Source organism: Acinetobacter sp. X9 (assembly GCF_054889255.1).
Genome location: NZ_CM142679.1, coordinates 651,205 through 667,560 on the forward strand (window position 1 = coordinate 651,205; position 16,356 = coordinate 667,560).

Here is a 16,356-nt window from a genome sequence, read left to right on the forward strand (position 1 = left end):
TGGGCAAAGTCATCTTTGCCCATCTTTCTTTCGCTAAGTGAGGACGGTCAGTGGTTTTTCAGGTTATTTTACCTATCTTGATACTGCTATTGATGGGCTATGTTTGTGTCCTCATCAAATTGGTAACACCTGAACAGATCAGGGCTCTTAGCGCATTCGTAATTAAAATTTCCTTACCAGCTTTTTTAATTCACTCATTGGCAAATAAAAACTTACAAGACATTTGGCACCCAGCTTATTTTATTGCTTATGGTGGCGGCTCTTTAATTTTATTTTTCTTGGCTTTTATTCTCTATCGAAAATATTTTAAAAATAGCTTAACCCATAGCGCCGTCATATCGATGGGGGCATCTATGTCCAATACTGGATTTATGGGAACAGCTATTCTAACCATGTTGATAGGTAATCACGCTGCAATCTATATTTCTTTAACACTTATTATTGAAAATTTATTGATTGTGGCGCTGATGCTCATTTTGGCCGAAGCTGGTTTACATCAACAACAAAATCTTTTACCGCTTTTAAAACAGACTTTTTTAAACTTACTCAAGAATCCTGTCATTATCGCTATTTTGGTTGGGATGGGATGCATTCTTTTAGATGTTAACCTTCCTGCGACGCTTGATCAGTCTCTAGAGTTACTTGGACGTACAGCTTCGCCTTTGGCTTTGTTTGCAATTGGCGGAAGTTTAGTAGGTATTGGAATTACAACGGTAAATATAGAAAGTATTTTGTTAGCGACATTTAAAGTTGTGCTAATGCCATCTGTTATTTTTGCACTTTTTTTAATAACTCCAAATGTAAGCCGTGAGATGCTTTACGCAGGAACATTAATCGCTGCTTTACCAATGCCGATTGCTTTCGGAATTTTTGGACAAGCCTATGGCTTAAATGAAAAAGCCTTAACCCCACTTATGATTAGTACAATTGTTGGTTTTATAGGGGTGAGCTGGCTGATTGCTTTGTGGTGGTAAAAGAAAAGCCCCATAAGGGGCTCATCATTTATTATTTTTTCGGTGCTGGCTGTGCGGGAGCATTTGCAGCCTGTTTGCTCTTTTCTGCAATAATCTTATCAACCGAGGCTAAAGACTCTTTAGCGTTAGGCACATTTTGATTGGCAAGTTCAGTAAAGATCTTTTTAGCTTGCGGTAGATTTTGCGGAATGATATTGCCATTCGCCATCATGGTGGCTAAAGCCATAGACGCAGGCGCATAGCCTTTTTGAGCAATTGATTGTAAAGCTTCGATACCTTGGCGTTTCATTAAAGGATTTTTATTTTCAACGCCTTGGCTAATGTCATAGAGTGCTTTGACCTGAATAGCAGGGTAGTTACCTTTTCGAATTAAAGGCGCTAATTTTTGAAGGGCAATTTGATGTGACTGTGGTTTTTTTTGAGCAAATAAAATGGTCGCAATTTTCACAGTTGCATCATCAGAGCCTTGAGCCGATGCCTTTTGAATATATTGACTGAATTTGTTGCTGTCTTTGGCAACGCCCAATTCACCAGTCTCATAAATTTGTGCAAGTGTGTAACTCGCTTGGGCATAACCCTTATTTGAAGCATCCTCATAATATTTAAGAGCTTTAGAAGAGTCTTTTGCTGTACCTTGGCCCATTTGAGTCATATAGCCTAAGTTATAAATAGCTTGGGCGTTACCTGATTGGGCAAGGCGTTGCATTTCTTGAAATGCGGCAGAGTAATTTTTTGCTGCGTAGAGTTGTTCAGCTTGTTTAAAAACATCGGTTTTAGCAGCAGTCGCTGTGTTATCAGCTGCAAAAATTGATGCACTTGCAAGAGTGATTAGGCTTGCGATTAGTAATTTCTTCATTTCTTTTTAACCTTTTACTTCGTAGCTACATCAATCCATTGATGCATGAAAGAGTTTCAATTTCTCATCATAAATATTGATTGCTGAAAGTAAACAGCCGATTTGTATATAAAGCACTGCACTTTGGGCAAATTGTGGAGAAAAAATACCCACTCACATTCATATAATGGAGTGGGTAATATTATTATTTTGCTGACTGGAGTAATGCTTCAATTTGCTTGGCATCAGTTGGTACGCCAGAGAGTCTTTGGCCATCTTGCAAGAACAGGGTAGGTGTTCCATCGATATTTAATTTTTGACCTAAAGCAATATTTTTCTGAATTGGGCTTGAGCAACTTTTGCTATTAGTTGGCAATTTGCGATTAAGCATATAGTTTGTCCAAGCTTCTGCCGGATTCTTTGCACACCAGATTTGATTTGAAACTTTTTCAGCATTTGGATGCAAACTAGTAAGAGGATAAAGGAACACATATACGGTTACGTTATCAACCCCAACCATATTTTGTTCTAAGCGCTGGCAATATGGGCAATCTGGGTCACTAAAGACATAGATTGTACGTTCACCTTTACCTTTCACATATTTAATCGCCTGATTTAATGGCAAACTTTTAACGTCAATCTTACCCAATTCGGTAATACGTTCTTCAGTCATATTTTTTTGTTGTTTGATGTCGACTAAATTACCAACAAAAAAGTACTTCGCATCTTGATTAGTATAAACAATGCGGCCGCTTGTATACACTTCATAAATACCTTGCACAGGCGATTGATAAACACCTTTTACAGGCAAATCGGGATAATTCGTCTTAAGATTTTGTTCAAGTGTTTTAACATCAGCATGAGCAGAACCGAAAATAGCCAGACTCAACATGAGTGTAGCAAGTTTAGTTTTCATCTTTTTTCTCTTTAATTTCAACAGGGCTAATGATGGCATATAAAGCTTAAAAAATTGACGTTCTAATCTAATGAAATCATTAGTGTTTTGTATCTATAAAAAAGCCCACTAACTTAGCAGTGGGCAGTTCGAGCTAATAAAAATTATTATTGTGGTCTTGCAACGTCGCCACTTAAAGCTTCTGGCAACTCAAGAACTTGAAGCCCCAACTCTTGTAGAGCAGCAGGTTTCGCAACAACTAAAGCAAGATAGCCTTCATCATTTGCAATACTATTAACGACTTCAATATCGTTATTTAATTGAGTTGCTGAAGCAGGCGCTTCACCTGTACCTTGTACGAGATGTAACCAGTGTTTTGGTTTTGCTTTAAACCAAAGACGCGCCACAATTTCCTGACCTAGGTAACAACCTTTATCGTAATTGACGCCTTCACGTTGATGTAAACGTAATTCCTGTGGTTGGAATTCATGTTCAGTAGCCTGTGTAATCCAAGCTTGACCAGTCATAATGGCTTGTTTTTGCCATTCGGAAATATCAGTTTCAGCAGTAGCGAATTCAGTTTGATGATTCAGAACTTTTGGGAACACAGTGCCTTGTTCACTTAAGGTCATTTTTGAAAAGGCACCATACTTTTTAATATGCTTGGCAAACTCTTCGGCTTGATCTTGAGTAACTACAATTTCAAAACTTTCAGGATTAATCTTCTTTAGCCACAGCCCAAAGTGAATACGACCTTTAAGATCACAAATGGCTGTATAGCGAGTTGTATTTTCAGCTAAACGTTCAGTATCTACAGTAACTTGGCCTTGTAAAAACTTTTGTGCATCTACACCGTTTAAAGCATATGAGGAGAAAGCGAGCAGACTCATGATTAATCTCAAATTCAATATGTTTCTTTATGATTGCTGACTATTTTGCTCCATTTTTACTAAAAAATCAGCCATAGTTTTCGTAATTTGAGTTTGTCCTGAAGTTGGCTTTTTTGTTTAAAAAAACACCAAAAATATACGTTCTGATAAATCGGAAGGTTTAAGCTAATAGCCATAATTTCAATAATTTTAAGGAAATTAAAATAAGGAGAATATGATGGCAACAGGTACAGTGAAATTTCATCGCGTGTTTAAAGCTCCAGCCGAGCGAGTTTACCGTGCATTTTTAGATCCAGATGCTTTAGTCAAGTGGTTACCGCCCCACGGTTTTACTGCGAAAGTTCATAGTTTTGATGCAAATGTTGGTGGCTCATACAAAATGAGTTTTACCAATTTTTCAACAGGTTCAACCCATGCTTTTGGCGGAACATATGTGGAATTAGTTCCAAATGAACTAATTCGCTACAACGATCAGTTTGATGACCCAAATTTACCCGGGACTATGCAGGTTACTATTACATTAAAAAGCGTATTGGTAGGTACAGAAGTGCATATTACGCAAGAAGGCATACCAGAAGTGATTCCTGTAGAGGCATGCTACTTAGGGTGGCAAGAATCCCTATCTTTGCTTACTTTATTGATTGAAGCTGAAATTCCAGATCAGTAATCGCCTTTTAAAATTTTAAACATCCTAAAGAAAAAAGTGAGTAGAGAACTACTCACTTTTTTCTTTTTTAATTACGATTAAAAGAGAACAAAATATTTAATATGTTGATGAGGCCTAAACAATAAGGCTGTCTAGTGAGAAAAAGACATGGAAATACACATTAAAAGAATTTATGAACATGTAAGTGCCAATGATGGAAAGCGAATATTGGTTGACCGTTTATGGAGTAGGGGAATTAGTAAGGAGAATGCCCACTTAGATTTGTGGCTAAAAGAAATAGCACCATCGACCGAGCTTAGAAAATGGTTTCATGCTGCAACACCAGATCATTGGCACGAGTTTAAACAGCGCTATTTAAAAGAGCTTGAGACCAATTCCGCAGTTCAAGAGCTACAACAAATCGCATTGAAGAATACGATCACACTTTTATATTCAGCCAAAGATGTTGAAAACAATCACGCAATTATTTTGAAGGAATATTTATTAAGTAAAAACTTAAAATAATATATAAATTTTTTTTTGGTAAAAGTCTATTATTTAAAACTTTAAAAAATGAATCATTTCTCGCATAATATACTTTTTGAGATTTTTTTTCATGTCTTTGCCAAACTGCCCAAAATGCCAATCAGAATATACCTACCAAGATGGCGACTTATTGATTTGTCCTGAATGTTCACATGAGTGGAAAGAAGGAGAAGCATCAGCAACTGAAGAACAAGAAATTATTAAAGATGCAAATGGAAATATCTTGGCAGATGGTGATAGCGTCACTGTAATCAAAGACTTAAAAATTAAAGGTTCTTCTTCAGTCGTTAAAGTAGGTACAAAGGTAAAAACGATTCGTCTAGTGCCAGATGCAAGTGATGGTCACAATATTGATTGTAAAATTGATGGTATTGGTCAGATGAAATTAAAATCTGAATTTGTAAAAAAAGCTTAAACTGTTAATTATTATTACATTTCAGCAGAGATATACGTTTATATCTCTGCTTTTTAAATTCCTAACATCATTATAATTTTATTACGAAAAAGTATAAAAAATGGACTATCCAAGGAGTGTTCGCGCCTTTATATTGTCATTAATAACAAATAACTTTCGTCCAGAATAATAACGAAAGTCATACCCACACCAACAAAAAAATGAGGTTTTTATGGCAGGATGGTACGAAATTTCACAGGCGAGTGATGGACAATACCGTTTTATCTTGAAGGCAGGAAATGGTGAACCTATTTTAAATAGTGAGCTATATAAGGCAAAAGCTTCTGCTGTAAATGGTATTGAGTCAATTCAGAAAAACAGTGGTGATGATGCCCGATATGAGCGTTTAACTGCAAAGAATGGGAAACCTTATTTCAATTTAAAAGCTGCAAATCATCAGATTATCGGCACGAGCCAGTTCTATGCGAGCGAAGCTTCACGTGATAAAGGAATTGAGTCGGTTAAAAATAATGGTTCATCCACGACTATCAAGGATTTAACTGTTCAAGCATAAAAATTGAAATAAAAAAGCAGCTTCTAAAAGCTGCTTTTTTATTTATGTATTTATTAACGCACTAATTTAGCTAAAAGCTCTTCTTTAGTTAAATTACTCGCTTCAGCATCGCGGCGGCCTTTGTATTCAAAAGTACCAGCATCCAAACCTTTTTCACCAATTACAATACGGTGTGGAATACCCATCAATTCAAGGTCAGAGAATTTAACACCTGGACGTTCGTTACGATCATCAAGTAACACATCAAAACCTTGAGCTTGAAGTTCTGCATAAAGAGACTCTGCTGCTTCAAGAGTACGTGGTGATTTGTGCGCATTCATTGGAACAATTGCAATTTCAAAAGGTGCAATGGCTTGAGGCCAGATAATACCTTTGTCGTCGTAGTTTTGTTCAATTGCAGCTGCAACAACACGAGTTACACCAATACCGTAGCATCCCATAGTTACTGTAAATGGTTTGCCATCTTCACCTAGAACTTTACAGCCTAAAGCTTCAGAGTATTTAGTACCTAGCTGGAAAATATGACCTACTTCGATACCACGTTTAATTTGTAGTGTACCTTTGCCATCTGGAGATGGATCGCCTTCAACCACATTACGTAAGTCAAAAATTTCGCTAATTTGCGCATCACGTTCCCAGTTTACGCCAACCGCATGTTTGTCCGCTTCATTTGCACCAGCAACGAAGTCAGAAAGAACCGATGCAGCACGGTCAACAATTACGGTTAAGCCTTTTTCGACTAAACCTTGTGGACCAGTAAAGCCAGCAGTTAAACCAAATGCTTGAAGTTGTTCTTCAGTTGCAAAAGTAAGAGGCGCAGCAACTAACGGATGCTTCTCAGCTTTAATCTCATTAAGTTCGTGGTCACCACGTACAAATAGAGCAACGACAGGAACATTACCTTTTTCATCAGCAATGCCTTGAACCAATAATGCTTTAACAGATTGCTTTGGATCAGCATTTAAGAATTGGCAAACATCATCAATCGTTTTTTGGTTTGGTGTTTCAACCAATTTAAATTCTTGTGTCGGTACTGCACGTTCACCAACTAAAACAGCCTCAGCCATTTCAACGTTTGCTGCATAATCAGATTCAGTTGAAAATGCGATGTCATCTTCACCACTAGCAGCCAATACGTGGAATTCGTGGGAAGCTGAACCACCAATAGAACCTGTATCTGCTTGTACTGGGCGGAAATCTAAACCTAAACGAGTGAAAATACGGCTATAAGTGTCGTACATCACATCATAAGTTTCTTGTAATGATTCTTGAGTTGCATGGAAAGAATAAGCATCTTTCATGATGAACTCACGTGAACGCATTACACCAAAACGTGGACGGATTTCATCACGGAATTTAGTTTGAATTTGATAGAAATTTACAGGAAGCTGCTTATAACTTTTTAATTCGTTACGCGCCATATCTGTAATAACTTCTTCATGCGTTGGCCCAAGTACGAATGGGTTCGTATGACGATCTTTAAAACGTAATAACTCAGGACCATATTGTTCATATCGACCTGATTCTTCCCAAAGACTTGCAGGTTGAGTCACGGGCATGAATACTTCCATTGCGCCTGAACGGTTCATTTCTTCACGAACAATCGCATCTACTTTTTTAAGCACACGTGTTCCCATCGGCAGCCATGTATATAAACCAGATGCCAATTTACGAATCATCCCCGCACGTAACATGAGCTGGTGTGAAATCACTTCAGCATCATTTGGGGTTTCTCTCAACGTTGCAAATAAAAAGCGGCTTGCGCGCATGGAAAAAGTCCTAAAAGTTAAGCGTTATAAAAACGCAGATTATACGATAATCGCTGCATTATGACATGAATCGTCGTGTTTGACGCAGCATAAAGTTTTTCAAGTCATCCAGATAAGTGAAAATGACGGGTACAACCACAAGAGTCAACAGAGTAGAGGTTATCACACCACCAATAACCGCATGAGCCATTGGTGCGCTTTGCTCACCGCCTTCGCCGAGACCTAAAGCTAAGGGAACCATCCCCATCACCATAGCACTTGTGGTCATCAAAATTGGACGTAAACGGGTCTTACCAGCTTGTAAAATAGCGTCATAACGGCTCACACCCTGATCCATCGCTTTCTTAATAAAATCGATCAGCAAAATTGCATTTTTAGTGACAAGCCCCATCAGCATAATAATACCAATAATCGAAAACAGATTTAGCGTGCTTTGGAACAGGAATAAGGCAAGAAAAACACCAATCAATGACAAAGGTAAAGATGCCATAATTGCTGCGGGATGAATAAAGCTATTGAACTGAGAACCTAACACGATATAAATAAATACAATCGATAGGGTAATAGCAGTTAAAGCGTATCCCGCAGATTCAGCCATATCGGCGTTTGCTCCTTGAGTATCGAATGTATAGCCTGCAGGTAACTTAAATGCCTTTTGCATTTTATCGATATCTTGACCAATATCTCCGCTCGGGCGACCAGAGGTATTCGCCTCAATAAGAACCTCACGTTCAAGGTCACGTCTGTTAATTTGTGAAGCACCGAGCTTTTCTTCGGTTGTTGCGACTGCACTCAATGGAACTAATATATTTTGTCCAGCTGCATTGGTTTTATTAGAGTTGATATATAAATTTTGAACATCTTGCGGAAGCATACGTTTATTTTCATTTAAACGTAAATTCACATCATAAGTTTCACCATCACGGTCTTCCCAAGTGGTGACATTATCTCCCGCAATTAATGGTCGAATGGCATTCGCAATTTGGGAAACAGATAAGCCCAAATCACTTGCCAGCACGCGATTAATATGAACACCCAAAGTAGGTTTGGGTTCTTTCAATGAACTTTCTAAATCAACTACGCCTTTAATTTTTTCCATTTCAGCGATAAAGCGATCTGAAATTTTTTGTAGTTCATTTAGGTCAGATCCTTTAATAGAAATCATGATTGGCTTTTGTCCGCCAGAGACAGAGTCTTGTGCTGCGGCAACAGAGGTCACTCGAATACCCGCTATAGTTTGCAAACGATCACGGAACTCATTGTTGAGAGTATTCAGATCTGAGCTACGTTCTTGTTTCGGTTTTAAGGTCACCCCTAAACCAGCATGATTTTTACCAGAGTCTACTTCACTGTTAACCACACCATAAGTAGAAACGACATCGGGGAATTGTCTAATAATTTGATCGACCTGATGTAATTTGGCTTGGGTATATTCTAAAGAAGAATCTACAGGAGTCTCGAACTGGATACGGACTTCACCTTTATCTGGTGTAGGTACAAATTCGGTACCGATGAGTTTAGATAGTCCTAATGCAGCAAATAATGAAGCGATTGCAACGATGACGGTAATAAAACGAAAGCGTAGGGCAAGCTTTAATAGCTTTTCATAAACATGAGTAAGCCGATCTAGCAAATTAGAAATATGGTTAAAAAAACGTTGTAGCCAATTATCTTTTTTCTTTACAGGATCTTTCCAATGAGCTGAAAGCATTGGATCGAGCGTAAAGCTAATAAACATTGAAATTAAAACAGCCGTACTGACCGTTACACCAAATTGATAAAAGAAACGTCCAATCAGTCCACCCATGAAGGCTACGGGTAGAAAGACTGCCACAATAGTAAGCGTGGTTGCGAGTACGGCTAAACCAATTTCTTTTGTCCCTTCAAGAGCAGCGGTCACATGGTCTTTGCCTAGTTCAGTATGTCGGACGATATTTTCCCGAACTACAATTGCATCATCAATGAGTAAACCAATACTGAGTGATAAAGCTAACAGCGTCATCATGTTAATGCTAAACCCAAATGCCCAGATAAAAGTTAAGGTTCCGAGCAAGGTAATCGGTAAGGTTAAACCGGTAATAACTGTAGAGCGGAAAGAGCCTAAAAAGAGTAAAACAATGAGAACTGCTAAAGCAGCACCTTCAATAATGGTTCGAACAACATCTTTGATTGAAGCGCGAATACCTTTAGAGCTATCAGCTACGACTTTGTAATCTAAACCCGCAGGCATTTGATCTTTTAATTTCTCTAACGTTTGATAAGTCTGATCGACGACTTTAATTACATTGGCATCGGAACTTTTTAAGATATCGACTGAGACCGCAGTTCTTCCATTATAAAAGGCACTCGATTGTAGTTCGGCTTGTGTGTCCTCAACAGTTGCCACTTGCTTTAAAAAAATGGGTGAACCATTTTTATTGGCAATGACCAAATCACCAAATGCAAGGGGATGAATAACTTTTGATTGAATCTGTACAACCAGTTCAGAATTTTTTTGCTGTAAGGTCCCTGCAGGCACTTCAATATTTTCATTTTTTAGCGTGTTAATGACCTGATCAATACCAATGCCGTAGCTTTGCAATTGTGCAGGAATAATCTTTATTCGTATTTGCCGTTTAGCGTCGCCCAATAAATTCACATTACCGACACCCGAAACCGTTTTAAGCTGAGGTACGATTTTTTTATCTACATACGAACTTAATTGCGCCAAACTCATGCTGTTTGATTCAAATACGACTGACATGATTGGGCTAGAAGAGGGGTCATAGCGTTGCACAATCGGTGTATCAATTTCATCACGGAACTGCGCTGTGACGGGTGCAATTTTGTCACGAACATCTTGTGCCGCAATCGCCGAAGAAGTATCAAGATTAAACTCGGCAATCACCATTGAAAGGCCTTCACTTGAGCGTGAGGTAATCTGTTTAATTCCTGAAATTGTATTGATTTGATCTTCAAGTTTTTTTGTAATATCTGACTCAACCGCTTCAGGCGACGCACCCGCATATTGCGTAGTGACCACTACGAATGGGAAATCTATATTTGGAAACTCTTCGACAGTCATGCGTTTCCAAGAAGCCAACCCGAGTACCATTAAGCTGAGCATCATCATAATGGTAAAAACGGGGTATTTCACACTGATTCGAGTAAACCACATACGCTATTTGCTACCTTATTTATTTTTGTCGGTTGTAACCGTCACTTTTTTATTAATGTCGGAATCTTCAAATTGAATACGGCTGACCAGATCTGTGCTTTGTAAACCTTCGACTAAAGCAATATTGTCGTTATAACGCTGTTCAACCACCCGAATTTTAACTTTTTGAATAGTGTGATTGCGTATCACCCATACAAATGGATCATGTTGTATATTTTGAATGCTGTCTAAAGGAATAGTTTGGCCTTGATGAATGTCATTGCGCAAAATGTTTCCATTAATGAAGGCTCCAATACTTAACGAGTCAATTTTTTCTTTAGGAGCAGCAAAAAACTCAATTTGTCGACTGTCTTGATCGGCAACAGGTGAAATGCGAGTTAGCGTTGCATTTAATTGTTTAGAATTGCCCTGAATTTGATATTGAATGTTACTACCGACCTTAAGCGCAGATTGCTGTTCAATTGGCAACTTGGCTTGTATTTCAAGTTGATCAGGATTTACGATTTCAAATAGTGTTTGTCCAACAGAAACAGTTTGACCGGGTTCAACTTGGCGTTTAGTAATCACACCTGAAATTGGACTACTAATAATTCCGTCTTGATCCGCTTTTTTAGCAATATCAACATTGGCTTGTTGTACTTTTACACTTTCAAGCTGGCCTTTATAGTCAACCTGACTTTGTTCAAACTCGACACGAGCAATAAAACCCTGATTAAATAATCTTTGTTTTCGGTTCATCAAATTACGAGCAAGTTCAGCTTGTGATTGAGCCGATGCAAGGTTGGCGTGTGCTTGTGCTAATCGTGCAACATTGTCCTGATTATTCAATCTCACCAGAACTTGACCTTTTTGTACCTGTTGTCCGACATTTGCAGTGACATTTGTCGCCGTTGCACTCACTTGTGCCTGAATGGAACTTTGTTGAACCGCACGAATAGTTCCTGTAAATGCAGTTTGGGAGTCAAGTGCTCCTTGTTTAACTGCAATAAGGTCTTGAGGAATAAGCTCAATTTTGACAGGAGCTGATTCAGTAGTTTTGGTTGTTTCTTGCTGATTACATGCAGCTAAAATTAAACATAAACTAATAATACTCAGTTTAAAAAAAGTAGAAGGGGTGAGATGCATTGTGTGCATACAGCATCGTCCTATAATTCAAATTTTATTTTGCCCCTATTCTTGATAAACCTTTGCAGTTATTCAAGCTTTTTTAAACGATCGATAATATTTTCATACTCATTGTTGGTTCGGTTATAGGTCTTGGAAAGTGTTTCAAGTGTTTGTTTAACCCGATTAATATTATTTAGATTGTTTTCAATCAACGCCTTATGACGCTCAGGAATCGGTTCTCCTTTTCTGAAATACTCCATTTCCTGACGCTTAAATAAAATTTTGTCTTGTTGTAATTGATTAAGTTGTTCCTGTTGATAATTAATTTGCTTTTTTATAGATACTAATGCCTGATCTCTTTTAATCGAAGCTGTTTTACTATTGCTATAAGCTTTTTTTAATTTGATATCTTGTTCTTTATGTCGCGCCAATAATGCCCGTTGACTTGATTGATTTAAATCAGCTTCAGCATTATAAGAATGGTTTCTTTTTATCACTTGCATATTACGATCTAGAGCTTCATAGCCATAACGAATATGAGCAGGTGTGACCGATGTACTAATATTGGCAATACCATGTTGATCATAATAACGATACCAAACCGCTTTAGGTGTATCGGCAATAGCAACACTAAAGGGTAAGAAAAAGAGTGATCCGAAGGAAATAATGCCTATAGATACAGACAAACAGTTCCTGTAAAAGGCATATTTCATCCTGTCATTCATTGAAAATCCCCAAAAAAGATAGCTAAGTCGCTTATTTTTAAATATTTAATCTTCATTATATTAATTATTATTTAGCTGAATAAAAATATAGTCATTATAAAAAAAATGATAATTTTAATTAAAGTGTGATGAGGTTAAAAGTTATTGTTTATAAATGAGAAAGTAGACAAAAATGCCTCATTGAAAATAGAAGGTGAGATATGTTAAAAATGCGTATAAATGTGTAAAAACAAATTTAAGTTAAATTGCATTTATATTTTATTTTTATGGGGATGGAAGATTAAATGGAAGATGCATTCCAAAATCTGAAAGTAATGGTGATTGATGACTCAAAAACCATTCGCCGTACAGCAGAAACCTTATTACAGCGCGAAGGCTGTGAAGTCATTACTGCTGTGGATGGATTTGAAGCTTTGTCCAAAATTGCAGAAGCAAATCCGGATATTGTTTTTGTCGATATCATGATGCCTCGTTTAGACGGTTATCAAACCTGTGCGCTGATTAAGAACTCTCAAAATTATCAGAACATTCCCGTTATTATGCTCTCTAGTAAAGATGGTCTGTTTGATCAGGCAAAAGGGCGTGTGGTAGGTTCAGATGAATACTTGACGAAACCTTTTAGCAAAGATGAATTGCTAAATGCGATTCGTAATCATGTAAGTTCATAATTAAGTAATTTAAGGGCAAAGAAATGGCACGTATTCTTATTGTAGATGATTCACCAACAGAAACTTTTCGTTTTAAAGAAATTTTAACCAAGCATGGTTATGACGTACTTGAAGCATCTAATGGTGCAGATGGTGTAACTTTGGCAAAAGCAGAGCAACCAGATCTTGTATTGATGGATGTAGTCATGCCAGGTGTAAATGGTTTTCAGGCAACACGCCAGATTACTCGTGATGAAGACACTAAACATATTCCGGTCGTTATTGTGAGTACTAAAGACCAAGCAACCGACCGAGTATGGGGCAAGCGTCAAGGTGCACTTGACTACTTGATTAAGCCAATCGAAGAAAAGCAATTGATCGATGTAATTAAACAATATCTAAATTAACTCATCCAACCATAAAAGCATAAATGGCGGGGTACGCCCGTCTTATAGGATCGAGTATGGCCGCGAACGGATTTATCGAGTTACTTCGTTTGTCTAAACGAGGTAACAGGAATTACGCTTCAGTCCAAAATGAAGCAGAACGGTGGTCAGGAATTGCTTTTGAAATGAGAGGGCAATACTTCGTCGCACCACTTGGGGAAATCTCAGAAGTTATCTATCCACCAAAATATACATCTGTTCCAAATACCCAAAGTTGGGTAAAGGGATTGGCAAATATCAGGGGAAGATTGCTTTCAGTTTCTGATTTGGCGCATTTTATTTCAGGGCAACGAAGTTCATTTTCGTCTGCCCAAAAAGTATTATGTATTAGCCATCACGACCAGTATGTGGGGTTGGTTGTTGATCAAGTCTTGGGGATTCAACACTTTAATAAAAAAAGCTTTTTTTCTCAAAGTTTAAACTTGGAGGAAAATCTAAAAGAATATTGCCAAGGGTATTTTCACCAGCACAATCAGCACTGGCATGTCTTTTTATTTAGTCGATTATTGCAAAACCCACATTATATGAATGCATCGACAAAATTTATAAACTAATTTTTATGCTGTTAATAAACAGTATATTTTTCTGGGGAGAAGCTGTATGGGCTTTAAACTTAAAAAGAAAAGTGGCAATCGTAGTCTAAACGAAAAATCGAATGTCAACTTTATTGCGAAAATCCAGTCAGAAATTGAGCAATATGCCAGTTTATTTGGGGAAAGTAAAAAGTCCAAGCCTATCCTTTATGTAGCTTCTGTATGTTTAGTATTAGCTTCAACTTCGCTCACTTATTTATTTTATAGTGTACCTCGTCATAACCAATTAACACGTAGTATGGGTGAGTTGCGCTTACTATCACAAACAATTTCTAGACAGGCTACGGAAGCAACGGCTTCTGGATCGCCTGAAGCGATGAAAGAGTTAATTGAATCACGCCAACTTTTTGCCAAAAATATTAAAAATGTCGAAAACATTTATGGCACATCTTCAAAAGAATACAAAAAAGTAGCCAGTCTGTGGAAATCTTTGTCTTATGACGTTGACTTGATCTCATCACAACAGAACGTAATTAACCAGTTATATAATATGAATATCTCTATTAGTGATTCTATTCCTGAGATTCAAGCTGAATATAACTTGATGGTTGATAAGATGGTTCGCGAAAAAGTATCAAGTAATCAGGTTGTGATTGCTAAAAACCAGGTATTTATTGCGGAACGTATTTTACGATCTATTAACTCCGTTTTCGTTAGTACAGAGAACTCTGAGAACTCAGCACATGACTTTAGTATCGATATCGAGACTTTCGGCGTGTACTTAGAGGCGCAGCTAAACGGAAATGCTGAATTAGGCGTAGCTAAAGTTGATTCTCCTGAAATTCGTGAATCCTTGGAAGGTATTAAAAGTGAGTATGATAAAGTTTTAAAATCTGCGGCGACGTCAGTTCTTAAAAATACAAACCAGATTGTAAACGTACGTCAATCATCTAGTGAGATCTTCTCACAGTCTGATACAATGTTAACTGCATTAGGTGATCTTTCAGAGCAAACACAATATGGTTGGAAGGCTTTTGCATTAGTTGCATTACTCACATTATCACTTCTTGGTTTGATTGGTTCTGTCTTAAAGCTTTTATCCCTTCGGAGTAAAGCAGATAAACAACGTGTAGCTACATTACAAGAAGAGTATGATCGTAACCAGAATGCTATTTTACGTTTACTTGACGAAATTGCCGATCTTGCAGATGGTGACTTGCGCTCATATGCAACTGTATCTGAAGACTTTACTGGTGCGATTGCCGACTCGATTAACTTTGCGATTGACCAATTACGAGACCTCGTATCTCGAATTCATGAAACTTCGCAAGAAGTTGCTCGTTATACACATAATACACAGAATATTACTAACCAGTTAGCAGAAGCATCTGAGCACCAGGCACAAGAAATTGCAGGTGCATCAACAGCAATGAATGAAATGGCATTGTCTATTGACCAAGTATCGTCTAATGCATCCGAATCTGCTAGCGTAGCACAACGTTCGGTATATATTGCCTCTAATGGTGCACAAGTCGTAAACCGTTCTATTGAGGGTATGGATACGATTCGTGAACAGATTCAGGAAACCTCAAAACGTATTAAACGTTTGGGTGAGTCTTCACAAGAAATTGGTAACATCGTATCGCTCATTAACGATATTGCAGACCAAACAAACATCCTTGCATTAAATGCAGCAATTCAAGCATCTATGGCCGGTGAAGCAGGCCGTGGTTTCGCCGTGGTTGCCGACGAAGTCCAGCGTCTTGCGGAACGTTCTGCTTCGGCGACTAAACAGATTGAAACGCTTGTTAAAACGATTCAAACGGATACTAACGAAGCCGTTATCTCGATGGAACAAACGACAACTGAGGTTGTACGTGGCGCTAACTTGGCGAAAGATGCGGGTATTGCACTCGATGAAATTCAAAAAGTATCGGGTGACTTGGCAAACTTAATTGCGAGCATTTCTGATGCTGCAAAACTTCAATCAGCATCTGCAAGTCATATTGCTGCAACCATGACAGTCGTACAAGAAATTACTTCACAAACAACAACGGCAACTTTCGATACTGCTCGTTCTGTATCTGAATTAGCGAATATGTCGGAGTCATTACGTGAGTCAGTAACGGACTTTAAATTACCTGACTAAATTGGGGGATGAGAATAGCTATTCTCATAATAGCTATTCTTTTAAAAGTATGAGCAGCGCCAAACAAAT

Annotated in this window: 17 protein-coding genes; 9 read left to right on the plus strand and 8 right to left on the minus strand. The window is 37.9% G+C overall.

Annotation, left to right across the window (positions count from 1 at the left end; translation table 11 throughout):
- Positions 1–50 precede the first annotated feature (50 nt).
- A complete protein-coding gene (locus tag ACYU0V_RS03240) occupies positions 51–974 on the plus strand; it encodes an AEC family transporter (protein WP_461849017.1) in 924 nt (307 codons plus the stop codon).
- Between the two features lie 31 nt (positions 975–1,005).
- Here ACYU0V_RS03240 and ACYU0V_RS03245 read toward each other — a convergent pair whose 3' ends face one another.
- The 4 genes from ACYU0V_RS03245 to ACYU0V_RS03260 all read right to left on the minus strand — a co-directional run bounded on the left by ACYU0V_RS03245 (position 1,006) and on the right by ACYU0V_RS03260 (position 3,770).
- The gene (locus ACYU0V_RS03245; protein ID WP_199992968.1) at positions 1,006–1,830 is read right to left on the minus strand and encodes a tetratricopeptide repeat protein; all 825 of its coding nucleotides are present in this window, start codon (positions 1,828–1,830) and stop codon (positions 1,006–1,008) included.
- A 184-nt stretch (positions 1,831–2,014) separates the two neighbouring features.
- Positions 2,015–2,725, minus strand: a complete 711-nt coding sequence (locus ACYU0V_RS03250; RefSeq protein ID WP_461849019.1) for a DsbC family protein — start codon at positions 2,723–2,725, stop codon at positions 2,015–2,017.
- A gap of 146 nt (positions 2,726–2,871) precedes the next feature.
- Positions 2,872–3,594 carry a CAF17-like 4Fe-4S cluster assembly/insertion protein YgfZ gene (gene ygfZ, locus ACYU0V_RS03255; RefSeq protein ID WP_461849020.1) on the minus strand — a complete coding sequence of 241 codons (723 nt, stop codon included), beginning with the start codon at positions 3,592–3,594 and terminating at the stop codon, positions 2,872–2,874.
- A gap of 59 nt (positions 3,595–3,653) precedes the next feature.
- Positions 3,654–3,770, minus strand: a complete 117-nt coding sequence (locus ACYU0V_RS03260) for a hypothetical protein (protein WP_081309740.1) — start codon at positions 3,768–3,770, stop codon at positions 3,654–3,656.
- 38 nt (positions 3,771–3,808) lie between these two features.
- Between ACYU0V_RS03260 and ACYU0V_RS03265 the strand changes: the two genes are divergently transcribed.
- From ACYU0V_RS03265 to ACYU0V_RS03280, 4 genes are all read left to right on the plus strand, one after another.
- On the plus strand, positions 3,809–4,261 hold the full coding sequence (locus tag ACYU0V_RS03265) for an SRPBCC family protein (protein ID WP_014207573.1): 453 nt from the start codon (positions 3,809–3,811) through the stop codon (positions 4,259–4,261).
- Positions 4,262–4,408: 147 nt separating this feature from the next.
- A complete protein-coding gene (locus tag ACYU0V_RS03270) occupies positions 4,409–4,765 on the plus strand; it encodes a DUF488 domain-containing protein (RefSeq protein WP_461849023.1) in 357 nt (118 codons plus the stop codon).
- Positions 4,766–4,856: 91 nt separating this feature from the next.
- Positions 4,857–5,201 carry a zinc ribbon domain-containing protein YjdM gene (locus ACYU0V_RS03275; RefSeq protein WP_064786062.1) on the plus strand — a complete coding sequence of 115 codons (345 nt, stop codon included), beginning with the start codon at positions 4,857–4,859 and terminating at the stop codon, positions 5,199–5,201.
- A gap of 211 nt (positions 5,202–5,412) precedes the next feature.
- Positions 5,413–5,754, plus strand: a complete 342-nt coding sequence (locus ACYU0V_RS03280) for a YegP family protein (protein ID WP_016143125.1) — start codon at positions 5,413–5,415, stop codon at positions 5,752–5,754.
- Positions 5,755–5,807: 53 nt separating this feature from the next.
- Here the strand turns inward: ACYU0V_RS03280 and ACYU0V_RS03285 are convergent, their stop codons facing one another.
- From ACYU0V_RS03285 to ACYU0V_RS03300, 4 genes are all read right to left on the minus strand, one after another.
- Positions 5,808–7,523 (minus strand): proline--tRNA ligase, encoded by a 1,716-nt coding sequence (locus ACYU0V_RS03285; RefSeq protein ID WP_461849025.1) that lies wholly within the window; start codon positions 7,521–7,523, stop codon positions 5,808–5,810.
- Positions 7,524–7,581: 58 nt separating this feature from the next.
- Positions 7,582–10,680 carry an efflux RND transporter permease subunit gene (locus ACYU0V_RS03290; RefSeq protein ID WP_461849027.1) on the minus strand — a complete coding sequence of 1,033 codons (3,099 nt, stop codon included), beginning with the start codon at positions 10,678–10,680 and terminating at the stop codon, positions 7,582–7,584.
- 15 nt (positions 10,681–10,695) lie between these two features.
- Positions 10,696–11,805 carry an efflux RND transporter periplasmic adaptor subunit gene (locus tag ACYU0V_RS03295; RefSeq protein WP_461849899.1) on the minus strand — a complete coding sequence of 370 codons (1,110 nt, stop codon included), beginning with the start codon at positions 11,803–11,805 and terminating at the stop codon, positions 10,696–10,698.
- Positions 11,806–11,873: 68 nt separating this feature from the next.
- The gene (locus ACYU0V_RS03300; protein WP_044100316.1) at positions 11,874–12,512 is read right to left on the minus strand and encodes a hypothetical protein; all 639 of its coding nucleotides are present in this window, start codon (positions 12,510–12,512) and stop codon (positions 11,874–11,876) included.
- 284 nt (positions 12,513–12,796) lie between these two features.
- Here ACYU0V_RS03300 and pilG point away from each other — a divergent pair, with 284 nt between their 5' ends.
- From pilG to ACYU0V_RS03320, 4 genes are read left to right on the plus strand one after another with little or no spacing between them, the layout of a single operon-like run.
- Positions 12,797–13,180 carry a twitching motility response regulator PilG gene (gene pilG, locus ACYU0V_RS03305; protein ID WP_000389061.1) on the plus strand — a complete coding sequence of 128 codons (384 nt, stop codon included), beginning with the start codon at positions 12,797–12,799 and terminating at the stop codon, positions 13,178–13,180.
- Between the two features lie 23 nt (positions 13,181–13,203).
- Complete coding sequence (locus tag ACYU0V_RS03310; protein WP_046811934.1) at positions 13,204–13,566, plus strand: response regulator; 363 nt, start codon at positions 13,204–13,206, stop codon at positions 13,564–13,566.
- Positions 13,567–13,622: 56 nt separating this feature from the next.
- Positions 13,623–14,159 carry a chemotaxis protein CheW gene (locus ACYU0V_RS03315; protein ID WP_069124013.1) on the plus strand — a complete coding sequence of 179 codons (537 nt, stop codon included), beginning with the start codon at positions 13,623–13,625 and terminating at the stop codon, positions 14,157–14,159.
- A gap of 46 nt (positions 14,160–14,205) precedes the next feature.
- On the plus strand, positions 14,206–16,287 hold the full coding sequence (locus ACYU0V_RS03320; protein ID WP_068565018.1) for a methyl-accepting chemotaxis protein: 2,082 nt from the start codon (positions 14,206–14,208) through the stop codon (positions 16,285–16,287).
- Positions 16,288–16,356: the final 69 nt, after the last annotated feature.